The sequence below is a fragment of the Pseudomonas sp. CROZ-RG-20F-R04-15 genome, from assembly GCF_022662375.1.
Classification (GTDB): Bacteria; Pseudomonadota; Gammaproteobacteria; order Pseudomonadales; family Pseudomonadaceae; genus Aquipseudomonas.
This window is the reverse complement of sequence record NZ_JAKNQL010000001.1, coordinates 85,527-109,283: the sequence shown is the minus strand read 5'-3', so window position 1 is coordinate 109,283 and position 23,757 is coordinate 85,527. Positions and strand designations below refer to the sequence as shown.

Annotated in this window: 24 protein-coding genes and 1 other RNA gene; 19 read left to right on the top strand and 6 right to left on the bottom strand. The window is 56.5% G+C overall.

The annotated features are described in order from the left end of the window. Positions 1–56: 56 nt before the first annotated feature. A complete protein-coding gene (gene grpE, locus L8H52_RS00435; protein ID WP_007915219.1) occupies positions 57–623 on the bottom strand; it encodes a nucleotide exchange factor GrpE in 567 nt (188 codons plus the stop codon). Positions 624–863: 240 nt separating this feature from the next. On the opposite strand from grpE, the gene recN reads away from it, so the two are divergent. After that, positions 864–2,537, top strand: a complete 1,674-nt coding sequence (gene recN / locus L8H52_RS00430) for a DNA repair protein RecN (protein WP_242205382.1) — start codon at positions 864–866, stop codon at positions 2,535–2,537. A 75-nt stretch (positions 2,538–2,612) separates the two neighbouring features. Here the strand turns inward: recN and fur are convergent, their stop codons facing one another. Next, the gene (gene fur, locus L8H52_RS00425; protein WP_064119476.1) at positions 2,613–3,017 is read right to left on the bottom strand and encodes a ferric iron uptake transcriptional regulator; all 405 of its coding nucleotides are present in this window, start codon (positions 3,015–3,017) and stop codon (positions 2,613–2,615) included. 97 nt (positions 3,018–3,114) lie between these two features. Between fur and L8H52_RS00420 the strand changes: the two genes are divergently transcribed. Then, positions 3,115–3,642, top strand: a complete 528-nt coding sequence (locus tag L8H52_RS00420) for an outer membrane protein assembly factor BamE (RefSeq protein ID WP_038357476.1) — start codon at positions 3,115–3,117, stop codon at positions 3,640–3,642. A gap of 60 nt (positions 3,643–3,702) precedes the next feature. Here L8H52_RS00420 and L8H52_RS00415 read toward each other — a convergent pair whose 3' ends face one another. Genes L8H52_RS00415 through L8H52_RS00405 form a run of 3 tightly spaced genes read right to left on the bottom strand, consistent with a single transcriptional unit; the run spans position 3,703 to position 5,855 of the window. Next, on the bottom strand, positions 3,703–4,017 hold the full coding sequence (locus L8H52_RS00415) for an RnfH family protein (RefSeq protein ID WP_242205385.1): 315 nt from the start codon (positions 4,015–4,017) through the stop codon (positions 3,703–3,705). Beyond that, a complete protein-coding gene (locus tag L8H52_RS00410; RefSeq protein WP_016986510.1) occupies positions 4,010–4,444 on the bottom strand; it encodes a type II toxin-antitoxin system RatA family toxin in 435 nt (144 codons plus the stop codon). The genes L8H52_RS00415 and L8H52_RS00410 overlap by 8 nt, the downstream gene beginning before the upstream one ends. Before the next feature lie 7 nt (positions 4,445–4,451). Further along, the gene (locus L8H52_RS00405) at positions 4,452–5,855 is read right to left on the bottom strand and encodes a sodium-dependent transporter (protein ID WP_242205387.1); all 1,404 of its coding nucleotides are present in this window, start codon (positions 5,853–5,855) and stop codon (positions 4,452–4,454) included. Between the two features lie 119 nt (positions 5,856–5,974). On the opposite strand from L8H52_RS00405, the gene smpB reads away from it, so the two are divergent. Next, on the top strand, positions 5,975–6,457 hold the full coding sequence (smpB, locus tag L8H52_RS00400; RefSeq protein ID WP_008088297.1) for an SsrA-binding protein SmpB: 483 nt from the start codon (positions 5,975–5,977) through the stop codon (positions 6,455–6,457). Between the two features lie 120 nt (positions 6,458–6,577). On the opposite strand, the gene L8H52_RS00395 is transcribed toward smpB, so the two are convergent. Beyond that, entirely contained in the window at positions 6,578–7,345 is a 768-nt protein-coding gene (locus tag L8H52_RS00395; RefSeq protein WP_007915207.1) for an FCD domain-containing protein, read from the bottom strand. 262 nt (positions 7,346–7,607) lie between these two features. Between L8H52_RS00395 and L8H52_RS00390 the strand changes: the two genes are divergently transcribed. The 16 genes from L8H52_RS00390 (at position 7,608) to L8H52_RS00315 (ending at position 22,832) form a co-directional block, all read left to right on the top strand. Then, entirely contained in the window at positions 7,608–9,302 is a 1,695-nt protein-coding gene (locus L8H52_RS00390; RefSeq protein WP_242205389.1) for a lactate permease LctP family transporter, read from the top strand. A gap of 150 nt (positions 9,303–9,452) precedes the next feature. Next, complete coding sequence (locus tag L8H52_RS00385; protein WP_242205393.1) at positions 9,453–10,277, top strand: (Fe-S)-binding protein; 825 nt, start codon at positions 9,453–9,455, stop codon at positions 10,275–10,277. Next, on the top strand, positions 10,274–11,728 hold the full coding sequence (locus L8H52_RS00380) for a LutB/LldF family L-lactate oxidation iron-sulfur protein (RefSeq protein WP_242205395.1): 1,455 nt from the start codon (positions 10,274–10,276) through the stop codon (positions 11,726–11,728). The genes L8H52_RS00385 and L8H52_RS00380 overlap by 4 nt, the downstream gene beginning before the upstream one ends. After that, positions 11,728–12,399 (top strand): lactate utilization protein, encoded by a 672-nt coding sequence (locus tag L8H52_RS00375; RefSeq protein WP_242205397.1) that lies wholly within the window; start codon positions 11,728–11,730, stop codon positions 12,397–12,399. Before L8H52_RS00380 ends, L8H52_RS00375 begins: the two co-directional genes overlap by 1 nt. Beyond that, entirely contained in the window at positions 12,396–15,206 is a 2,811-nt protein-coding gene (locus L8H52_RS00370; RefSeq protein ID WP_242205399.1) for an FAD-binding and (Fe-S)-binding domain-containing protein, read from the top strand. Before L8H52_RS00375 ends, L8H52_RS00370 begins: the two co-directional genes overlap by 4 nt. A gap of 130 nt (positions 15,207–15,336) precedes the next feature. Then, entirely contained in the window at positions 15,337–15,615 is a 279-nt protein-coding gene (locus L8H52_RS00365; RefSeq protein ID WP_077571007.1) for a hypothetical protein, read from the top strand. A 96-nt stretch (positions 15,616–15,711) separates the two neighbouring features. Further along, positions 15,712–16,100, top strand: a transfer-messenger RNA (tmRNA) gene (gene ssrA / locus L8H52_RS00360). Between the two features lie 183 nt (positions 16,101–16,283). Then, on the top strand, positions 16,284–17,540 hold the full coding sequence (locus L8H52_RS00355; protein ID WP_242205401.1) for an integrase domain-containing protein: 1,257 nt from the start codon (positions 16,284–16,286) through the stop codon (positions 17,538–17,540). A gap of 220 nt (positions 17,541–17,760) precedes the next feature. Then, positions 17,761–18,903 (top strand): STY4528 family pathogenicity island replication protein, encoded by a 1,143-nt coding sequence (locus L8H52_RS00350; RefSeq protein ID WP_242205403.1) that lies wholly within the window; start codon positions 17,761–17,763, stop codon positions 18,901–18,903. Positions 18,904–19,226: 323 nt separating this feature from the next. Beyond that, positions 19,227–19,472 (top strand): hypothetical protein, encoded by a 246-nt coding sequence (locus L8H52_RS00345; RefSeq protein WP_242205405.1) that lies wholly within the window; start codon positions 19,227–19,229, stop codon positions 19,470–19,472. Between the two features lie 603 nt (positions 19,473–20,075). Next, positions 20,076–20,300 carry a hypothetical protein gene (locus L8H52_RS00340; RefSeq protein ID WP_242205407.1) on the top strand — a complete coding sequence of 75 codons (225 nt, stop codon included), beginning with the start codon at positions 20,076–20,078 and terminating at the stop codon, positions 20,298–20,300. 96 nt (positions 20,301–20,396) lie between these two features. Next, positions 20,397–20,702 carry a hypothetical protein gene (locus tag L8H52_RS00335; protein ID WP_095125361.1) on the top strand — a complete coding sequence of 102 codons (306 nt, stop codon included), beginning with the start codon at positions 20,397–20,399 and terminating at the stop codon, positions 20,700–20,702. An 11-nt stretch (positions 20,703–20,713) separates the two neighbouring features. Further along, positions 20,714–21,184, top strand: a complete 471-nt coding sequence (locus L8H52_RS00330) for a hypothetical protein (RefSeq protein ID WP_095125360.1) — start codon at positions 20,714–20,716, stop codon at positions 21,182–21,184. 9 nt (positions 21,185–21,193) lie between these two features. After that, the gene (locus L8H52_RS00325) at positions 21,194–21,421 is read left to right on the top strand and encodes a hypothetical protein (protein ID WP_242205409.1); all 228 of its coding nucleotides are present in this window, start codon (positions 21,194–21,196) and stop codon (positions 21,419–21,421) included. A 13-nt stretch (positions 21,422–21,434) separates the two neighbouring features. Next, entirely contained in the window at positions 21,435–22,034 is a 600-nt protein-coding gene (locus L8H52_RS00320; protein ID WP_095125358.1) for a hypothetical protein, read from the top strand. A 327-nt stretch (positions 22,035–22,361) separates the two neighbouring features. Beyond that, positions 22,362–22,832 carry a hypothetical protein gene (locus L8H52_RS00315; protein ID WP_242205411.1) on the top strand — a complete coding sequence of 157 codons (471 nt, stop codon included), beginning with the start codon at positions 22,362–22,364 and terminating at the stop codon, positions 22,830–22,832. Positions 22,833–23,757: the final 925 nt, after the last annotated feature.

Here is a 23,757-nt window from a genome sequence, read left to right as displayed (position 1 = left end):
CTAACTGCGGTAATACTTAAACGCTTGACTTCTAAATGGGGGCCTTGCGGCTAATTTCAAGCCTTCTCGTCAATCGAAGGCGAAATTGGCGCAGGCGCCTTGCTGACCACAACCATGGCCGGACGCAACAGGCGACCGTTGAGCTGGTAGCCCTTCTGGAACACTTTCAGAACGCTGTTCGGTTCTACGTCGGCGCTTTCTTGCATGGCCATTGCCTGATGCTGAACGGCGTTGAACGGTTCGCCGTGCGGGTCGATCGCTTCCAGCTGATAACGCTTGAGGGTGTCGTGGAACATTTTCAGCGTCAGCTCGATGCCTTCGCGCATCGGACGGATGCTTTCGTCGTCCGGGTTCGACAGCTCAAGGCCGCGCTCCAGGCTGTCGACGATCGGCAGCAAGTCGCCAGCGAATTTTTCCAGGGCAAACTTGTGCGCCTTCTCGACGTCCTGCTCGGCACGGCGACGGACGTTCTGCAGATCGGCAGCAACACGCAGAGACTGATCCTGCGCGGCGGCCAATTGCTCTTCGAGCACTTGTACACGGGTCGCCAGGTCATCACCCGAACCTTCGGGCGCCTGATTGGCTTCTGGGTTTTGCGTATCTACTGTCTGTTCGTCAGCCATAGAATTCTCCTTTCAATTTCGTCCGCGAGCCTGACTCGCGCTTCTGCCCCGATATATGGGGCCGCAAAATCAGGCTTCAAGGGCTTTCAACCATTAACCCTACAAAAAAGTGCCACATTCTCATTCCTGAATGCGCTAAGCAGCTTTTAGGTTCAAGCGAATCGAGCTAAGGGTGGGCATTGTCAGCCCGAAACAAAACACTGTATAAATAACCAGACCTAAAGCCTGGGAGCGGCCTTTATGCTGGTGCACCTGTCCGTACACAACTACGCCATCGTTGAACATCTCGATCTCGAACTCGATCGCGGGATGAGCGTGATCACAGGGGAAACCGGCGCCGGCAAGTCGATCATGCTCGACGCGCTGGGCCTGACTCTTGGCGATCGCGCCGACAGCGGCGTGGTTCGTCCCGGCGCCGACAAAGCCGATATCCTCGCGACTTTCGATCTGGCCGACATCCCTGAAGCCAGTGTCTGGCTGGCCGAGCGCGATCTGGAGACTGATGGCCCGTGCATTCTGCGCCGAGTGATCACGTCGGAAGGTCGTTCGCGCGGCTACATCAATGGCACCCCTTGCCCACTCGGTGACCTCAAGTCGCTGGGCGAGCTGTTGATTGATATCCACAGCCAGCATGAACACCAGTCCCTGCTGAAAACCGATACCCATCGACGCTTGCTGGACGAGTATGCCGGCGCCACCGATCTGGCCCGCCAGGTTCAGCTCGCCGCCCAGCGCTGGCGCCAGACTCGCCAGGAACTGGAGCGTCTGTCCAATTCCGGCGATGAACAACGCGCCCGCCATCAGTTACTGAGCTATCAGCTTGAAGAGCTGGAAAACCTCGGTCTGGGTGATAACGAGCTGGAGCAACTGGAGCAGGAACACAAAAACCTGACCAACGCCGAAACCTTGCTGGGCATTTGCCGGCAAGTGGTCGAGCAATGCAGCGAAAGTGATTCAGGTAATGTACTGAACGCACTGACCGCCAGCCTCAATCGTCTGTCGAGCGTGAATAATTCCGTCGGCGCACTGGGCGAAGCCAGCAGCCTGCTGACCAGCGCGCAGATCCAGGTCGAAGAGGCCGTCGGTGAACTCAATCGCTTCCTCGATAACTTCGATGCCGATCCGGCGCGCCTGCAATATCTGGAAGAACGGCTCGACGCGATCTACACGCTGGCGCGCAAACACCGGATTCAGCCGACCGAAGTCGGGGAAATGCAGCAGAAGTTGCTGGATGAGATCGAAACACTCAACGCCAACGACGAATCTATCGAACGCCTGGGCGAAGAGCTGGCTTCCTACGCCCGCCACTATCAAGAGAAGGCGCGGGAGCTGAGCGATTTGCGCCATCAGGCTGCCGGCAGTCTCGCCAGTGCGGTTGAACAGGAAATTCAGCGTCTGGGCATGCCTGGAGGTCGATTCACCATTGAATTAAAGGCCAATAGCAGCGACGAATTACTGCCCAATGGGCTGGAGCAGGTTGAATTGCTGGTCAGCGCCAACCCGGGGCAACCGCTGAAGGCGCTGGCAAAAGTCGCTTCCGGTGGTGAGCTGTCACGGATCAGTCTGGCGATTCAGGTCATCACCGCACAGACATCCCGTGTTCCGACGCTGGTGTTCGACGAAGTGGACGTGGGCATTGGTGGCCCGACGGCGGAAATTGTCGGCCAACTGTTGCGCCGTCTCGGCGATCGCGGCCAGGTACTGACCGTGACGCACCTGCCTCAGGTGGCAGCGCAAGGTCATCAGCATCTGTTCGTGCACAAGGTGCGTGGCGAACAGGCAACGCACACCGCCGTCTCCAAACTGAGCAAGAACGACCGTATAGAAGAAGTGGCACGGATGCTCGGTGGCATCGATCTGACCAAGGAATCCCTGGCCCACGCGAAAAAAATGGTTGTGACGGCCAAGGTTTAAGCACGACAGGAAGCACGAAGGCGACCCTTGGGTCGCCTTCGTTCGTTTCGCGAATGTGAAATTCGCGCGACATGCTTACTTTTTCTTGCGGACGTACAGCACCAGGTTGTGATCCACCAACTCGACACCGTGCTCCTCGGCAATTGCCTTCTGGAGCTTTTCAATTTCGATGCTGACGAATTCGACGACTTCACCGGTTTCCACGTTGACCATATGGTCGTGGTGGCCACCGTCAGCCAGTTCGAATACCGCGTGGCCACCGTCGAAGTTGTGACGGACCACGAGGCCAGCTGCTTCGAACTGGGTCAGAACACGGTAAACCGTGGCCAGACCGACGTCTTCGCCAGCTTCCATCAACGCCTTGTAGACGTCCTCGGCACTCATGTGACGCTGCTCGGTAGAGTCGAGCATTTGCAGGATCTTGACCCGTGGCAGGGTCACTTTGAGGCCGGCTTTGCGTAGTTCGCTATTTTCAACCATGGTCAGCTTTCTCGCGATGCTGCTTCGCAGCTTCTCTTAATGCGGGTATGATCGGCGTTTACGTTGTCCCAGCCAAGATAGTGGAAGTCGCCCACCGATGCAAAACACCAAGCTCTTGCTAACCAGTTTCACCTTTGTGGGACTGCTCGCACTCGCCGGTTGTTCATTCCCCGGGGTTTACAAAATCGACATCCAGCAGGGCAATGTCGTCACGCAGGACATGATAGACCAGTTACGCCCGGGAATGACCCGGCCGCAAGTACGGTTTATCATGGGTAACCCTCTGCTTGTCGACACGTTCCATGCCGATCGCTGGGATTATCTGTACAGCCTGCAACCGGGTGGCGGTGAACGCCAACAGGAACGCATCAGCGTTATTTTCAACTCAAACGACCAGCTTGTCAGCCTGTCCGGTGACTTTATGCCGGGCGTAAGCCGTGACGAAGCCATTCTCGGCAAGGACAGTGGCACGACCGTGACCGCTCCTGCTGAAAACGCCGAGAAGCCAAAACCGGAAAAACCGGTCAAGCCAGGTTCCTTGCTGGATCAGATCCAGAAGGACGTCGATGGTGTGGAAACCGTTCCGGTTCCGACACCAGAGCCGCTGGACACCTCGCCGCAATAATTTGCGACGCAATAAAAAACCCGGAAATTCCGGGTTTTTTATTGCCTGCGATTTGGCTTTTTACGCGTTTCGCGCTTTGGCCTCGGCAGCCTTGGCGGCCCGCAAGCGTCGTACCTCTTTCGGATCGGCCAGCAATGGGCGATAAATCTCGATGCGCTCCCCCGCCTCAATCACCCGCGTATCCGGGTCAGCCACCACTTTGCCGAAGATACCCAACGGACACTCCGCCAGATTCAGCTCAGGGAACTCACTAGCGATACCCGATGCAAGCACCGCCGCCCGCACCGTGACGCCCGCATTTACGCTCACCGAGCGCAAAACCTGACGATCCACGGCCGCGTACACCACCTCTATCTCAATCACCGGCTCAACCATGCATCTGCTTGGCGCGCTGGCAAAACGCATCTACCAGCGTATTGGCTGCCTGATTGAACAGCGGCCCCAACGTGGCACGCACCAGCGGCCCGGCATAGTCGAACGACAGATCCAGGCTGATCTTGCAGGCCTTCTCGTTCAACACCTTGAACACCCACACACCGTGCAACTGATTGAACGGGCCTTCTTCCAGGTTCATTTCAATAGACTGCCCCGGCACCAGCGTATTACGCGTCACGAAATGCTGACTGAGCCCGCCCTTGGCTACGCCAACACTGGCGCGCATATGCTCCGGCGAGCTTTCCAGCACTTCCGCCGAGGAGCACCACGGCAGAAATTCCGGGTAGCGCGCCACGTCGTTGACCAGGTCGTAGAGAAATTGCGCCGGGTACGGCAGCAATGCCGATCGTTGAATATGTGTCGTCATGTGAGCGTTACTTCCAGAGCTGAGCGGCAAACACTACAAGAATGCCGATGGGCGCCACGTAGCGCATCAAGAACAAAGACAGGGCGAACAGTGCCGGGTTGCGGATCGACAACTCGTCGCGCACCGCTTCACGCCCCATCACCCATCCGGCAAACAACACGAAACACAGACCGCCGAGCGGCAACATGATCCGCGAGGTGAAGAAATCGATCACGCCGAAGAAGTCCAGACCGCTCTGCGCACCCCATTGGTAGAGGTGGAACATCCCGCCTTCGTTCACGAAAAATTTGGCTTCCTTCCAGATATTGAAGGAGAACACCGTGCCCAGACCGACGAACCAGCAAGTGAAGGCAAGCCAGAAGGTCACCCACGCGCGGCTGACTTTGGTGCGCTCAACCAGATAGGCAACCATCGGTTCCAAAAGGGAGATCGCCGAACTCCAGGCAGCAATAGCCACCAGCACAAAGAACACCACGCCCATCAACTGACCGAACGCCACATTACCAAAGGCAAATGGCAGACTGACGAACATCAGCCCCGGCCCTTCGCTAGGGTTCAGGCCGCCGGCAAATACAATCGGGAACAAAGCCAGACCGGCGATCAGCGAAACAAAGGTATCGAGCAATGCCACGCCGACAACGGTTCCCGACAACGATGAGCTCTTCGGCATATAAGCGCCGTAGATCATGATCGAGCCGACACCGACGCTCAGCGAGAAGAACGCATGTCCCATCGCCGGCAACAAGCCGTCGAGGACTTTTTCCGGGTGGAAGTCGAACATGAAATGCACGCCTTCCATGAAATGCCCGGTGGTCATGCTGTAACCCAGCAATACCAGGATCATCACGAACAACAGCGGCATCATGATGCGCAGGCTGCGCTCAAGCCCTGCAACCACACCTTTGGCGATGACGAAGGCCGACAGCAGCATAAAAAGCGTGTGCCAAAGTGTCAGACGCCATGGATTGGAGATGACATTGCCGAAATAAGCGCCGACCTGATCGGCCGTGGCACCCTGGAAGTCACCGCGCCCCATGTCGACGATGTAGTCCAGCGACCAGCCGCCCACCACGCTATAGAAAGACAGGATCAACAATGCCGTGATCATCCCGGCAAACGCTCCCCACGACCATTTGCCCGAATGCCCGGCTTCCAGCGCCAGCACCTTCAAGGCGTTCGCCGGACTTTGCCGGGCGCGCCGGCCGATCAGGGTTTCCGCGAGCATGACCGGGATGCCGATCAGCGCGATGCACGCCAGAAACATCAGTACAAACGCACCGCCGCCGTAGACCCCGACCATGTAGGGGAACTTCCAGATACTACCCAGTCCCACGGCCGAACCGGTCGCGGCGAGTATGAATACCCAGCGGCTAGCCCAACTGCCGTGGACAGAAACCTTGTCTGTCGACATCGTTTATCACGCCCAAGCGTTAGAAAAAGAGGCCGCATTGTCCGGGATTCACTCAACCTGCTCAAGCACGCAGCATCACCGTAGCCGACAGCCGTTTATCTCCATATAATGCCGCCCCTATGGCTAAACAGAAGAAACACCCTACAGGGACCATCGCGCAGAACAAAAAGGCGCGACACGATTACTTCATCGAGCACAAGTTCGAGGCTGGTCTGGTCCTGGCCGGCTGGGAAGTAAAAAGTCTGCGGGCAAGCAAGCTACAGCTGGTCGACAGCTATGTCCTGCTCAAGGATGGCGAAGCATGGTTGCTCGGCAGCCACATCACGCCTCTGATGACCGCAAGCACCCACGTCATCGCTGACCCGGTGCGCACACGCAAATTGCTGCTCAACCGCCGCGAGCTGGAAAAGCTTGCAGCGATGGTGCAGCAAAAGGGTTACGCCTGCGTCTGCCTGTCCTGGTACTGGAGCAAGCACATGGTCAAGTGCGAGATTGCTCTGGGCAAGGGCAAGAAGGAATACGACAAGCGTGACACCGAGCGCGAACGCGATGCCGGTCGTGAACTGCAGCGTGCGGTGCGCAACAAGGGCAAGGAAGACTAACTTCTTCTGCCTTTAAAGCGTATTCGCGAGCAGGCTCGCTCCCACATTTGGAATGCAACTCAAATGTGGGAGCGAGCCTGCTCGCGAAAGCTATTCCATCATCAACACAAAAATAACTGATCACATGCCCTTGCGTCGCTCCGCCCGTGCCATGCGCTGAACCTCCTGCCGCACCTCTTCCAGCACTTCCTGCACATACAAGATATGTCGGCTGGAAACCTCACGCGCCTGCTCCGCGCGACCTTCTATAATCGCCAGATACAATTCCCGATGCTGAGTGATCAGCATGTCGCGGGTTTCCGTGCGCTGCTTGTACATGCCGCCGATGTTGGTCACCACGTTGCGCTTGAGCAGATCGAACAGCCCGCGAATGGTGTGCAGCAACACTGCGTTATGACTGGCCTCGGCAATCGCCAGATGAAATTTCGCATCCGCCGCGCCCTCCTCCGCCCGACTCACTTCGTCATGGCGTGAATAACAATCCTGCAACTCTTCGAACGCCGCCGTCAGCCGCTCGCGATCAACATCGGTCGCGCGCAACGCAGCGTAATAGGCACACGATGCCTCCAGAGTGTGGCGAAATTCCAGTAGATCGCGCTGCGCCTCGGGATTGCTTTCGAGCAACTGCAGAAGCGGATCACTGAACGTTGAGCCCAGGCTCTCGACCACATAATTGCCGCCGCCCTGGCGACTGACCAGCAGACCTTTCGCCGCCAGCTTCTGAATCGCCTCACGCAATGACGGCCGTGATACGCCAAATTGTTCGGCCAGCGTGCGCTCCGCCGGCAGCCGCTCACCGGACTTCAGCGTGCCCTCGAGGATCATCCCCTCAAGTCGCTCGACAATATCGTCAGACAAACGGCGCTGCCGAATCTGATCAAACCCCATAACTCATTTCTCCACGATCCCGACCGCTCGCCGGGCTCTCTATTCTGGCCTATCGGCGCCTTGCCGACACCTACCAGACGCCACTTGCCGAAACCGGATCAGATGCGATCTGCGCTGCTTGTTCGACAAAAGTTTCAGGGCGACAAATTGACACACCGACATCAAGGCTTTTACCCTAGCCAACAGCGATTGTAAATTGGTCTTACCAATTATCCAAGAACGCTGACAGTGCCTGACCAACAACAATTAGGGGCCACCCCATATGCAAACCTGGCAACAGCTCTACAGCCCGCTCGGCAGTCTCGGCGTGTCCGCACTCGCGGCCGTCATCCCCATCGTGTTCTTTTTCCTCGCATTGGCGGTGTTCCGCCTCAAAGGCCATGTGGCCGGGAGTATCACCCTCGCCCTGTCGATTGCCGTAGCAATATTCGCGTTCCAGATGCCGGTCGACATGGCCTTCGCCGCCGCCGGTTATGGCTTCGCCTACGGTCTGTGGCCGATTGCCTGGATCATTGTCGCGGCGGTGTTCCTCTACAAACTGACGGTCAAAAGTGGTCAGTTCGAGGTCATTCGCAGTTCGGTGTTATCGATTACTGACGACCAGCGCCTGCAAGTGCTGCTGATCGGTTTCTGCTTCGGTGCCTTCCTGGAAGGTGCCGCCGGTTTCGGCGCGCCCGTGGCGATTACTGCCGCACTTCTCGTAGGCCTAGGCTTCAACCCGCTGTACGCCGCCGGCCTGTGCCTGATCGCCAACACCGCACCGGTTGCGTTCGGTGCCCTGGGGATTCCGATCATTGTGGCCGGCCAAGTCACCGGCATCGACGCGTTCAAGATCGGCGCCATGACCGGTCGCCAACTGCCACTGCTGTCGCTGTTCGTGCCGTTCTGGCTGGTGTTCATGATGGACGGCCTGCGCGGCGTGCGTGAAACCTGGCCGGCTGCATTGGTCGCGGGCCTGAGCTTCGCCGTCACTCAATACTTCACCTCGAACTTCATCGGTCCAGAGTTGCCGGACATCACCTCGGCCTTGGCCAGCCTGATTTCCCTGACCCTGTTCCTGAAAGTCTGGCAGCCGAAGCGCACCGCCGGCGCGCAAATCGCGGGCGCCACTTCCAGCGCAGCAATTACCGCCAGCGTCGGCGGTTTCGGTCAGAAACGCACCACGGTGGCTTCGCCTTACAGCCTCGGGGAAATTTTCAAAGCGTGGTCGCCGTTCCTGATCCTCACCGTACTGGTGACCATCTGGACCCTAAAGCCTTTCAAAGCGATGTTCGCCGCTGGCGGCTCGATGTACAACTGGGTATTCAACTTCGCGATTCCGCACCTTGATCAGTTGGTGATCAAAACCGCACCAATCGTGGCCACGCCGACTGCCATCCCCGCAGTGCTCAAACTTGACCCGATTTCCGCGACCGGCACGGCAATTTTCTTCTCCGCGCTGATCTCGATGCTGGTGCTGAAGATCAACTACAAAACTGGTCTGACCACTTTGAAAGAGACCTTCTACGAACTGCGCTGGCCGATCCTGTCGATCGGCATGGTGCTGGCGTTTGCCTTCGTCACCAACTATTCCGGCATGTCTTCGACGATGGCTCTGGTACTGGCAGCAACTGGCGCGGCATTCCCGTTCTTCTCGCCCTTCCTCGGCTGGCTCGGCGTGTTCCTCACCGGCTCCGATACCTCCTCCAACGCGCTGTTCAGTTCGTTGCAGGCGACCACCGCACACCAGATCGGCGTCAACGACACCCTGCTGGTCGCAGCGAACACCAGCGGCGGCGTGACCGGCAAAATGATCTCGCCACAATCGATCGCCGTGGCCTGCGCCGCGACCGGTCTGGTGGGCAAGGAATCAGATCTGTTCCGCTTCACCCTCAAGCACAGCCTATTCTTTGCAACGATTGTCGGTCTGATCACTCTGGCTCAGGCCTACTGGTTCACCGGCATGCTGGTCCACTAAACCTACACGCGAAACAGAAATAACCGACGCCGATCCGTGATTTCGGCGTCAGCAATTCACAACCCGGTCTGTAAGGCTGCTGAAAGCAATGCTCTCTATATTCAGCAGCCGCAACAGACGGATAACCGGGCCCACCCGGAGACACGCCTGATGAGCGAGCTTTTTTACAACGCTGTGCCGAACGCGACCCGTGTGGCACCGCCACTGCCCGAACCTCGGCAATACCCCAGCGAGAAACCGGCGCGGGTCTATCTGTTCGGCACGTGCGTGGTCGACCTGTTCTACCCCGAAGCCGGGATGGACGCGATCCACTTGCTGGAGCGCGAAGGGATCCGGGTCGAGTATCCGCAAGGGCAAAGTTGCTGCGGGCAACCGGCCTACACCTCGGGTTACACCGAGCAGGCGCGGACGGTAGCGCGCTCGCAACTGGCGCTGTTTGCCGGGGACTATCCGGTGGTGGTGCCGTCGGGATCCTGCGCGGGCATGCTGCGTGAGCATTACGCCGACTTGTTCAAGGACGAGCCGCAAACGCTGAAACAGGTTCAGGCCCTCGCGGCCCGCACCTATGAACTGGCCGAGTTTCTGCTGTTTGTCTGCAAGGTGCAGCTCAAGGACAGCGGCGAACCGGTCAAAGTCGCGCTGCACACTTCCTGTTCGGCACGCCGCGAAATGAACACCCACCTGCACGGCCGCGAGTTGTTGGCGCAGTTGAGCAACGTGGAACGGGTCAATCATGACCATGAAAGCGAATGCTGTGGCTTCGGCGGAACATTCAGCGTCCGTATGCCAGACATTTCCGGCGCGATGGTGGCTGACAAGACCAAAGCGTTGAAGGATTCCGGCGCGCATCAGGTCTTGAGCGCCGACTGTGGCTGTTTGATGAACATCAACGGCGCATTGGAGAAACAAAAAGAAGCGCTGCGCGGGCAACATCTCGCCAGCTTTCTGTGGCAACGAACCGGGGGTGCGCAATGAGCACTTCCGCGATTATTCCTACGGTCGCCGTAGAAGAAGATTTCCGCACCCGGGCGCACAACGCCTTGGGTGATCAGCAACTGCGGAACAACTTCCGCACTGCCATGGACTCACTGATGGTCAAGCGGGCAGCCGCGTTCAGTGATGCCCACGAAAGAGAACATTTGCGCGCACTGGGCAATTCGATCAAGGCCCGCGCGCTGTCCAAGTTGCCCGACCTGCTCGAGCAACTGGAACAGAACCTGACCCGCAACGGTGTGACAGTGCACTGGGCGGAAACGGTGGACGAGGCCAATGGCATCGTCTTATCGATCATCCGCGCTCACGAGGCGCGGCAAGTGATCAAGGGCAAATCGATGGTCAGCGAAGAGATGGAGATGAACCATTTCCTCGAGGCTCGGGACATTGAATGTCTGGAGTCCGATATGGGGGAATACATCGTCCAGCTCGACCACGAGAAGCCTTCACACATCATTATGCCGGCGATCCACAAGAATGCCGGTCAGGTCGCGTCCTTGTTCCACGACAAACTTGGCGTGGAATACACCAAGGACGTTGACCAACTCATTCAGATCGGTCGCAGAGTCCTGCGGCAGAAATTCTTCGAAGCGGACATCGGCGTCTCCGGTGTCAACTTCGCCGTGGCCGAAACCGGCACCCTGCTGCTGGTGGAAAACGAAGGCAACGGGCGCATGACCACCACCGTGCCACCGGTGCACATCGCTGTCACCGGTATCGAAAAAGTCGTGGAAAACCTGCGTGATGTGGTACCGCTGCTGTCACTGCTGACCCGATCGGCGCTGGGCATTCCGATCACCACTTACGTCAACATGATCTCCGGCCCGCGCAAGGAGCATGAACTCGACGGCCCACAGGAAGTGCATCTGGTACTGCTCGACAACGGTCGCAGCCAGGCTTTCGCCGACAGTGAATTGCGCCAGACCCTGAACTGCATCCGCTGCGGCGCCTGCATGAATCATTGCCCGGTATACACCCGCGTCGGCGGTCACACCTATGGCGAGGTGTATCCGGGGCCGATCGGCAAAATCATCACGCCGCACATGGTCGGTCTGGCCAAGGTTCCGGATCACCCAAGCGCTTCGTCGCTGTGCGGTGCCTGCGGTGAAGTCTGCCCGGTAAAAATTCCGATCCCGGCAATCCTGCGGCGCCTGCGCGAAGAAAACGTCAAAGCCCCGGACAGCCCACATCAAGTGATGCGCGGTCAGGGCAGCAAGTATTCGCGCAAGGAACGTTTTATCTGGAACGCTTGGGCGAAACTCAACAGCTCGCCAACCTTGTATCGACTGTTCGGTTTCTTCGCCACGCGCCTGCGCGCCCTGACGCCAAGCAACGTCGGCCCGTGGACGCAAAACCACAGCGCGCCGAAACCCGCCGCTCGCTCACTGCACGACATGGCCCGCGAGCATCTGGCCAAACAGGGGGACCGCTGATGAGCGCCAAGCAAAACATCCTCGGCAAACTGCGGAAAAGTCTGACGGGAACCACACCGATTGCCGACGACTTCGACGTCGATCTGGTGACGCAGCCTTATACCTACAGCGCCGAACAATGCATCCCGCAACTGCGCAAACTGATGGAAGCAGTGCACACCGAAATTCACCTGACCTCGGGCGAAGAATGGCCGGCGTTACTTGCGCAATTGCTGCGTGATCGCCAGTTGCCTAGCCTGTTGATCGCACCGACGACAGCGCACGGGCAGAAAATCGTTCAGTACTGGGCGAACAATCCCGAGCTGCCGACACTGAAATCCTACGACCGGCCGATGGAAGAGTGGAAAGCCGAACTGTTCAACGACACCCCGGCCAGCCTCACCGGCACCCTCGGCGCGATCGCCGCCACCGGCAGCCTCATCATGTGGCCAACCCGCGAAGAACCACGGTTGATGAGCCTTGTGCCGCCAGTGCATTTCGCCCTGCTCAAGGCCAGCGAAATCCGCGACAACTTCTATCAGGTGCAACAGGAATTCGAATGGGCGCAAGGCATGCCGACCAATGCTCTACTGGTTTCCGGCCCATCGAAAACCGCCGACATCGAGCAAGTGCTGGCTTACGGCGCCCACGGCCCGAAAGATCTCGTGGTTCTGATCCTGGAGGACCAATGACGCTTCCAGCGAACTTCCTGCGTGATGCGCAGCAACTGATTCCGGCCGAACGGCGCTTTGATGATCCGTTATCGACGCTGGCCTTCGGCACTGATGCAAGTTTTTATCGGCTGATTCCGCAACTAGTGATTCGCGTCGAGTCCGAAGACGAAGTGGTGGCACTGCTGAAACTGGCTCAGCGCGACCATGTCCCGGTGACCTTCCGTGCGGCGGGCACCAGCCTCTCCGGTCAGGCGATCAGCGATTCGGTTTTGATCGTGCTTGGGGATAACTGGAACGCGCGCGAGATTCGCGACCAAGGCATGCAGATTCGCCTGCAACCGGGAGTGATTGGCGCACAAGCCAACGCTTGGCTGGCACCGTTCGGGCGCAAGATCGGCCCGGATCCGGCGTCGATCAATGCCTGCAAGATCGGCGGGATCGTCGCCAACAACGCCAGCGGCATGTGCTGCGGCACCGCGCAAAACACCTACCACACGCTGGCCGGGATTCGCCTGGTGCTGGCCGATGGCACACGTCTGGATACCGAAGACGCTGCCAGTGTCGCGGCATTCCGCGCCAGCCACGACGATCTGCTTGAGCGCTTGGCGACTTTAGGTCGCGAGACCCGCGCCAACGCCGAACTGGCTGCGCGAATCCGCCACAAATACCGTCTGAAAAATACCACCGGCCTGTCGCTGAATGCCTTGGTGGATTTCGATGAGCCTGTGGATATCTTGAGCCACCTGCTGGTCGGTTCCGAAGGCACCCTCGGTTTCATCAGCGCGGTGACTTACGACACGGTGATCGATCACCCGAACAAGGCTTCGGCGCTGATCGTATTCCCGGATGTAGAAACCTGCTGCAACGCCGTCACCGTGTTGAAAAGCCAACCGGTGTCAGCCGTAGAACTGCTGGATCGGCGCAGCCTGCGCTCGGTGCAAGACAAACCGGGCATGCCCGCTTTCGTACAACAGCTGTCGAACAATGCCTGCGCGCTGCTGATCGAATCCCGCGCCGCCTCTTCCACTTTGCTGCAGGAACAACTGGCGCAGATCATGGCGTCGCTCAGCGGTTTCCCGGTGGAGAAGCAGGTCGACTTCACCGAAGACCCTGCCGAGAACGCCAAGCTCTGGGCGATCCGCAAGGACACCTTCCCCGCTGTCGGCGCCGTGCGTAAAACCGGCACCACGGTGATCATCGAAGACGTGACCTTCCCGGTCGAACAACTGGCCATCGGCGTCAATCGTTTGATCGAGCTGTTCGACAAACATGCCTACGACGAAGCGATCCTTTTCGGACACGCGCTGGAAGGCAATCTGCACTTCGTCTTCACCCAAGGCTTCAACAACCCGGAAGAAGTCGCACGCTATCAAGCGTTCATGGACGACGTCGCGCAACTGGTCGCGGTGGAATTCGGTGGCTCGCTGAAAGCCGAACACGGCACCGGCCGCAACATGGCGCCATTCGTGGAACTGGAATGGGGCAGCGACGCCTATCAGTTGATGTGGCAGCTCAAACGTCTGCTCGACCCTAACGGGATTCTCAACCCGGACGTGGTGCTCAGCGAAGATCCGCAGATCCACCTCAAACACCTGAAACCGCTGCCGGCAGCCGACGAGATTGTCGATAAGTGCATCGAGTGCGGTTTCTGCGAGCCTGTTTGTCCGTCGAAAGGCCTGACCCTGAGCCCGCGCCAGCGCATCGTGATCTGGCGCGATATTCAGGCGAAAAAACGTGCCGGAGTCGATACCCGCGAACTGGAAGAAGCCTACGAGTACCAAGGCATCGACACCTGCGCCGCCACCGGTCTGTGCGCGCAGCGTTGCCCTGTAGGCATCAATACCGGTGAGCTGGTGAAAAAACTCCGTGGCCGACACGCAACGCATCAGAAAACCGCTGACTGGATCGAAGGAAATTTCGCCAAGACCCTGCAAGGCGCACGCTTCACCCTGCACGTGGCCAACGGTGCGCGGATGATGCTTGGCGCACCGCGTCTGGCGAAACTTTCGGCAACCATTACGCGCCTGTCCAAGGGCCAAGTACCGCTGTGGACGAATGCGATGCCGCAACCGGAAAAAGCGATTCGCTTCAGCCCCAGCGTCTCGGACGAACGTCCGCGTGTGGTCTATCTGGCCGCGTGCGTATCGCGAGTCATGGGTCCGGCGGCGGGTGATAAAGAGCAAATGCCGCTCTACGACAAAACCCGTGGCTTGCTGGAGAAGGCCGGTTACCAAGTGGTATTCCCGGACAATCAGGACAACCTCTGCTGCGGCCAGCCCTTCGCCTCAAAAGGCTACGCCGAACAGGCCGAGCACAAACGCCAGGAGTTGCTCAGCGCACTGCTGCATGCGAGTCGCGGCGGGCTCGATCCGATCTATTGCGACACCAGTCCGTGCACGTTGCGACTGGTGCAGGACGAGGGAGATGTTCGTCTGGATCTGTACGACCCGGTGCGCTTCATCCGTACGCATCTTCTCGATCGACTCGAGTTCTCCCCGCAAGACGCACCGATTGCCGTACACGTGACCTGCAGCACGCAACATCTGGGCGAAAGCCAGGCGTTGATCGATCTGGCGCGTAAGTGCAGCAATAACGTGGTGATCCCGGAAGGCATTCATTGCTGCGGGTTTGCCGGCGACAAAGGCTTCACCACGCCGGAGCTGAACAGTCACTCGCTGCGCACGCTCAAGGATGCGGTGCAGCATTGCAGCGAGGGGATTTCCACCAGCCGCACCTGTGAAATCGGCCTGACGCAACATGGCGGAATCGACTACCACGGGCTGGTCTATCTGGTGGATCGCGTGACCCGGGCGAAGGCCTGCTGAAGAAAAATAGAACCCTTGAGGTCGACTGTAGTCCACAGAATAACCCCGACTGATCGGGGTTTTTCTTCCATACGGTTGCCCGTCCTGACGGCCAGCGAAGTCTGGACCCACTCGGTTCAAGGAGATACACATGAAACGTTCTGTACTGTTAGGTCTGTTCGTTACTGCATCGATGATGGCGTCCACTTCGTTTGCTGACGGCAAGCCTGCCGACCTGTGTGATGCCAATATTCAGACCATTGAGAATGGCAAGGGGCAACTGTCAGCGAATCCGGAACTGAGTCAGCGCGCTGAAACCAGTGTGGCCAAGGCCAAGGCGCTCAAGGCTCAAGGCAAAATTGACGATTGCATTGCGGAAACCTCGCAAACCATCGTGGAGCTGCGCAAATCCACCGGTACCAACAACTGATCAGCGTCCCGGCCAACCTTCGGGTTGGCCTTGTGGGCTGATTGGCGTACACTGCGCAGGCTTGTTGCTCAAACAGATGTACTGAGCAATGAGTTCGGGGCCGTTTAGGATTCGACGCCGGTTGCGAAACTTTAGGTGCATGCCGACTTGGTAACAGAAGTCGTAAATCCACTGTTGCAACTACTTATAGTTGCCAATGACGACCAATACGGTGTTGCTCTCGCTGCTTAATTGCAGCTGACAATGCTCCTGGTACCTTCGGGTCCAGCAATCATCAGGGGATGTCTGTAAACCCAAAATGATTGTCATATAGAACAGAATCGCCGTGCAGTACGTTGTGGACGAAGCGGCTAAAACTTACACAACTCGCCCAAAGCACCCTGCCCTTCGGGTCGCTGAGGGTTAACTTAATAGAAACGGCTACGCATGTAGTACCGACAGCGGAGTACTGGCGGACGGGGGTTCAAATCCCCCCGGCTCCACCATTTCATCATCTAAAGACGTCCACGGACGTCTTTTTTTGTGCCTGAAATCCAGTAAATACGGGGGTTTCAGGGCTATTGAGCTCCACAGCGCTTCAGGCAGATCCATTTTGAAATGTATTCCAAGGCGTATTCCAAGCCCGTGACTGGTAAATTTTGGAATACACAAACAGCGTTGGAGTACCCATGGGAGCCCGAGCCACACGCCTTTCAGACCTAAAAATCAAAGCCGCCAAGCCCAAGGACAAAGACTACACATTGACCGACGGCGACGGCCTTCAGTTACGAGTCCGAACCAACGGTTCGAGGCTTTGGAATTTCAACTACATCCATCCCGTGACCAAGAAGCGGATCAACATGGGACTGGGAACATTCCCGGAACTCAGCCTGGCTCATGCGCGAAAACGTACGGTTGAAGCCAGGGAGCTGGTTGCCCAAGGACTGGACCCGAAAGAGCAACGCGATGCAGATCGCCAGGCGAAAAAAGCCGCGACAGAGCACACCTTTCAAAACGTCGCGACAGCGTGGTTTGAACTCAAAAAAGACTCCGTGACAACCGCCTACGCTGAAGACATTTGGCGCTCGCTCACGCTGCACATCTTCCCGGATCTACACGCGACCCCGATTTCTGAAATCAGCGCGCCTCAGGTCATCAAGTTGCTTAGGCCACTTGAAACCAAAGGCAGCTTGGAAACGGTCAAGCGCCTGACCCAACGTCTCAACGAAATCATGACTTACGGGGTGAACTACGGACTCATTCATGCCAACCCCCTGAGCGGAATTCGATCGGTCTTTAAAAAACCAAAGAAGAAAAACATGGCGGCATTGCCCCCCGATGAGCTCAATGAACTCATGGTGGCAATTGCCAACGCCAGCATCAAAAGAACCACCCGATGCCTCATCGAATGGCAGCTCCACACGATGACTCGGCCCGCAGAAGCTGCGACCACCCGATGGGCTGATATCGACTTCAGTAAGAAGATCTGGACGATCCCAGCGGAGCGCATGAAGAAACGCCGCACACACATCATCCCGCTCACGCAGCACGCTTTGGCGCTTCTGGAAGCGATCAAGCCCTACAGCGGACACAGGGAGTACGTGTTTCCAGCCGACCGCAATCCTCGCACTCATTGCAACAGCCAGACCGCCAACATGGCGCTGAAGCGGATGGGGTTTGAGGGGCGACTTGTAAGCCACGGAATGCGTTCCATGGCGAGCACAATCTTGAATGAACACGGGTGGGATGCGGAGCTGATCGAGGTCGCGCTTGCGCATGTGGACAAAGACGAAGTCCGTAGCGCCTACAACCGGGCGGACTACATAGAGCGAAGACGCCCGATGATGGCTTGGTGGAGTGAACACATCCAGCAAGCGGCAACCGGGAGCTTGTCGGTTTCAGCCGTTCAAAGCGCCAATGGACTTAACCTAGTCTCGGTGAGATAGACGCAATAACGCTCGTCTCGTATTCACTACTGAGGCATTCGCCTGCTGATTCACCCGAGATCATTAACACAGCGTTCTAGATCACTCCCCAGGTACCAATCATCACAAAGGCCAAACAATGTGTCCGTAGCAGAGATCGCATTGTTGGCTGACATACGGAACAGTCCTAGATGAGATGTCGAGTAACAGGCCAACGTGGCCCAGACCTCGGAGACACCTCATGACCAACCAACACTCCTCCCATACCTTGCAGGCTCAAGACGCTCCGCGCTCTGCGGTCCTATCGCTCATGGTCGATAACCGCCTGACACCTCTGGATCGCAATTGCTGGCACGTGATGCACTCGCTACGGTCGGCTGGAGGTCTGTACACCTTGGCAGGAATGGGTCAATTGCGCTCATACCTCGCGTGCGCCCCGCTGGCAAAACGAGCTTCTTACGAAACCGCCTCGCGAGCGCTAACAGTTCTGCGCCTAACTGGTTGGATAAGCTTGGTCGGCCAGAATAGCGACCTCATTACGGGCAACGTTCTGAACGAGCTCTATCAGACCAACGAGAGTGCCCTGAGCTTCCGCGAAGCCTGCGCTTTAGACACCACCCTTCCAGCACTTCTCGAGAACTGCATCGGCCATAAGCACACCCATCTCGATTGTATCGCGAAGCACATCGAAGCTACGCGGGAGCAAACGTCCAAAGACAATGCTGCACTCACGCCGGCACAACGTGACGAGGACGATGAGCCGCCCCCCTCAGGAAAACGCCCGCTGTCCACCAGAAAACCTGTACCGAGTCATCCCGCAACAAGAACCTCCGTCACGCAGCAGACCGACCAGAAACACCTCAGCACCGGCGACAGTACGTATAAAAACAAATATAAAAAAATACGTACGTACCGCGCACGCGCACGTGCGGAACGCCATTTGACACAAGGGCCAGTGACACTGCCGCAATGCCTGGCAAACGCCAAAGCGGATCAGCAACAAGACGTGCTGGCAGCCCTGACTCGACTGCCACTCCAACATCGCCAGCAAGTGCTGGACGAACTCCAGGCGCGCAGTCAACGTGGGTCGGTGCGTAACGTCGTCGCCTATTTCTTCGGGTTGATAAATCGAGCATTAGCCGGCGAATTTCGACCGTGGGCAGGCCGTAAAAAAGAGCAGAAAGCTGTCGCCCCCATTACGCTCCATCCAGTGGCCTCGGCTGCCGCTGAGGTCAAACAAAAGCCGGCCACAAGATCGAAAAAAATTCAGCAGGGCCTGCCGCACGTTGCCGAGATGCGCAAGATCATGAAGGGGCCAAGGATTGCAGACGATCTGGCTGCACAGGTCATGAAAAGCTTGGCCTGCCAGCCGCTTCCTGCCTAGAGCATGCGTCAGTAATCCCTGCGCAACTGGTTATCAAGCACTCGGGGAACATTAGGAAATTCCGAATAACCGTTTTCGGATTTACAGCGAACACCGCAGGGAGCAACTTCACATCTCGTCTCGCTGATGTGATCAGCACCCAAAAGCCGCCAGGATCTGCAAGACGGCGCTGCGGTTTCCCGCAGGATCCTCCCGAATGACCGCATCGCTTCCGGCAGCGCGGACAGTCGACATCAATGTCGATGGAAGCATGTTACTCACCCCCACCCACGACGGGCCTTTCCCGTCCGGGCAAGGCCTTTCTTGTTTATTCGGAGGCCTTAATGAACATTCGACTGGCACTGTATCAAGCACTGAAAGCGATCGACGTGCCTGAGCCAAAAATCGATGCCGTAATCCAAGCCATGGAGACTGCGTTGCAGTCACCTCCTACCGTTAAATCCGATCCAGACGTAGAACACTTTCGGACAGAGCTATCTCGCGTCGCATCGGATCTCACCCTAAACATTGGCACAATGATGTTCCCGTTGGTGGCAGCGGTCTTCGTCTTGATGGCGATGACTGATTAACGATCTACTTTTTCGGCAGTACCGAGAACCACCTACCCTATGGCAGGTGGTTTTTCTTGTGAACCAGAAAGCTAAGCGTGTAGTGCCGCGCAAGCGAGCGAGCGACAGCACTCGTCTTTGCCTTTAACCAAAGGCAGAGGGACACCCGGTTAAAATCGGGCACATCTAAATTAGTCGTTCATGACATCTGCGCTTATTTGATGGGCTTGCTGACTGGTGGCCACGCGAAGGGATTGGGCTATGTCCATGAGAGAGAATTGCGCTGCCCCCTCCAATCGCGGTGTTCACGACACAGCTCACCATTATCAGCGCCCTATACCCGATGCTGGGAATGGTTGGTTTCTACGGGTTACGACGGGCAGAAATAGGACAGAAGCGGACAGTCGACTCGGTTCTGGTTTCGCCCGATAGTGAATGCTTGCAGCATGCGACTGCATACCCAAAAGCAATTCTGGCTTATTGCCAATACCGTATATCTCCATATGCTCCTCTCTCATTTTCCGCGAACACCACGGCGCTCGGGTCTGTAAGCTATTCAGGAGGCCCGTTGCAAACTCTCTCATGACCGTCGGCGATTCGTCATCAGTCCAGAGAGAGAGCCCTATGACTATACTCATCCGCCGCGCCGCATCCCTTCGTTCAGGGGAATTCAAACAATTGATCCGCGTTGCATCTGTTGCTGGCCGTCTGCCAAAGCGCGACGTGATGCTCTTATGGCTCACACACTCTGGCGGCAAAGGTGCTGACTGCGACCGGCGACGTGGAAAGTCGTATCTAACTGTCGACATCGAGGTGATCCGTCGTGCTTTCGAGTTTGCACTGGCATAGTGATATCGATAATTCTTACCGCTAGTCAGCATTGATAATGAAATGTCCGTCTAGGGGTGTGAAGACTTTTGCCCCCGAGAACTTGAGGAATCAACAATGGCTAGGCTCACACTGACCGATTTTGACGAATGGCTCGATGGCGCTGTGCAGACGGACGTAGAGGATGTGTACGCACTCCATGAAGCCGTTGACGGTGAAACAGAGTTCGCTCAATACAAAGCCGAGCGTGCACCAAATGGACAGCTCTTGGTCTCGTATGGCGACGATAGCCCTTGGTTGAGGCTGTCTACGGAGGAAGCTAAGCAAGGTTTTCTTCGTCGTCTTGGTGGCCGTTACGTTGGGGAAGGTTGTATGGACGTCGGTGCGTGGTATGTCATGCACATGGGATTAGCGTCCGATTAAAGGAAATTCGCATGGAGGACGCCGATGAGGTGTACCAGATCCTTCGAGACACCAAGGTTTTGGCTCGCCGTTATTACCAACTCACTCGCAAACCGCTGGGTGTGACTGGGGAAATCGCAGAGTACGAGGCAGCTCGGCACCTCAACGTCGAGTTGGAACTGGCTAGGCAAGCTGGGTACGACGCCACAGAAGTGAGAGATGGGCTGAAAGTCAGAATTCAAATCAAGGGGCGGTATTGCACCAGCCCACGAATGCGAAGCGGTCGAGTGGGATCAATCGATTTAAGGCAACCCTTCGATACAGTTTTACTGGTTCTTCTCGATGCGGATTACAACGCTTTCCAGATTTTTGAAGCGGATCGCTCTGCGGTTGAGGCGTTACTGACAAGGCCTGGATCAAAGGCTCGAAACGAACGAGGCTCAGTCGGTATCAATCAATTCAAAGCGATCAGCAGACTGCGCTGGGCGCGGTCTGAAATATAGGAAATGGCCATGGACGATTTGCCCGACGATCCGTTGATGCCTATTTTACTGGAGGCCATGAAGCGATTTTGCACTTGGGACGGAAGTGGGCCTATCACGTGGGTGATTGGCGATACCTGGGTTGTGCACCATGCTACCGGCGAATGGACGATTGGACCCGATGAGCCTGCAACAAGCGAACAGGTACGCGAGCTTATGGTTCAGTCTGGCGGGGTATTTGAATTGCAAGACTATTAAGGGAAAGGATCTTATGAGTACAAGGATTGTCGAGGCCAATATCCATTACGATTTGACAAAATCGGTTGTTATTGATTTGCAGCGCACGTTGTGTGAACAAGCAATTGAGAAAGACAGGTACGTCACCACGCGCTCGCGTCAACAGACTGAAATCGCCTTTCTGGAAGGTAGTGATGAGCTTCGCGAGGAAGCGAAGGTCACTTTGATGCGCCAGAGATTGAAGCTGAGTGCAACCGTTCGGGCGATTCAGGTGACCGAGCAGACGATGACCATCGTAGCTGGAACACTTCTTCAGATTGCAAGGCAGGGTCTAGTTACGCGATATGGTCAAAAAATCGAATACTGTCCTATCGAGGGCCGGATAACCTCCGGGGCGAATACCCGAGAAATCATATGGTTTGGTCGTAATCAAGCCATGCACTTTGACGATAGTAAGCCTGGGAGTTGGACGTCTCTCTTCAAGACTTTAGATCAGCACCATCCAGGAAAATTTACCCCCGAACCTGTCTCGCGCTCGATGGCAATAATTGAACTGTTGGGGTGGATGAGTTTCGGACAATATGAGGCTGATATGGAAAATCTTGGTGTTTTTACACCACTAGAAAACGTCTAAATGATCGCGTCTATCGCCGATTGATCAAAATATTTGTCACCGCTCAATGTACTGACTAAGGTCAAACATAAACGGCCATGCAAGTAGGAAATTCCGACAGCCCCACTAGGCTGCATAGGATAGCGCCCCGGAGTACCGATTGCCTGCGATGGCCATGCCGTGAGATGGAAATCAAACGTCATACTAGGTCGCTCTAACCAATGCACCTACGAGTCTAGGGAAAGGTTACTCAAGTACGCAGAAACCCTGCCGTCAAACTTAGTCAGACGCTAATTTTCGCGTTTGCGAAAATCCCTGGTGACTAAATCCATGAATAACGGAAAACTCATGAAAGCAATGCTGTTCGCAATAGTGACCACCTTTGCAGCCAGCGCCTCGGCTGCTGACTCAATCTTCGTAAGCACTGAGCTGACTCGTAACGGTGTGGTTGTCGATAATTTTTCCGGCTCTACCACTGATGGACACACCCAACCACACAGCAATATCAGTCTCATCAAGTATAGAGATTCAGTCACCAAGGGTAAGACCAACATGGCGGACTTGGCATTGGGTACCAAGGCATTCATCACGCCGCACATCACCAGTGATGGTCGTATCAGTCTAAAATTCAATGTGGACTACATTGAGTTGGAGAAAATGGCAACGGTGAAGGCCGGGAACTTCACCATCGATCAGCCTAGGACCGGAGGCTTCAAGCATTCCGCTACGGACATACTCGCTAGCGGAGAGAAGCGCGAATACAAGGCTTTGGAGAACGGTGTCGAGTACATTTATACCGTATCAGCCACGAAGCAGTGATGATGCGCTAGGAAAGAGACGTTATTCGCGTCCTAGGATCAAGCATGAAAACTGAATCAATGAATATTGAAAACTGCTACACCGCGGCCCGCGAAAAATTCTTCGCTGAACGAATGGCGCTTGGATCAACACAGCAAAGATCGCAACAGCCCTTGGTATCGATTGGGATGAGAACATGCAGCTAAACCGTATCGCTGGATAGGGAAAGTCGCCTGGTGCACCCCAGACCTCGCATCGCGGGGCTGGGTCGGTAAAAAAGCGCAATTTCGCGCGGATGAAACTGGGGAAAACATCAATGGGTTTTTGGAGTGGAGTTGTAAAATTCGTTGGTGCTGCTGTCGTTCTTAATGGGATAGCGAATCAGCAGCGATCATCGGGGATACAAAGCAATACCCCGTGCTACAAGGACTACTCGATTTCATGCAAGAAGTGCGAGAGTTTAGCAGGCCCCATCAAGGGCACGAAGCGGAACTATCGCTGTTCATGCGGTCACCAGTTTTCAGGCCCCAATCATCCATTTTGAGCCTTGCGTTTGTTAGGCAATCCATTTAAGCAGCTCCTTCCGTGTGATTACCTGATCGTAGTGAGATGCGATCCTACTCGCTAGTATGAATGACTGCTTCTGGCCGTTTTCTACCCGTCGCAAAACGGTAGAAAAAGCCCCCAACTACCCCGTTGTAACTGCTAGTTATCATACGCCCCAGACCTTCGGCAGAAAGCTCTCGGTCAACCTGGATATTCATGTTGTCGACTTGCACGCTCATGCGATTCACGGTATCGATCGGTAAGGCAGCTCCGTGCTCCGCCTTTCCCAAAGCTCCCTGCGCAGGCGTGGCTTGGGGACCATGCCACACCTGCGCAGGGAGCCGACAAGGCCGAAGGCCGCGTCAGCATCACAGGCAATCGATGCATATGCACCTATCAC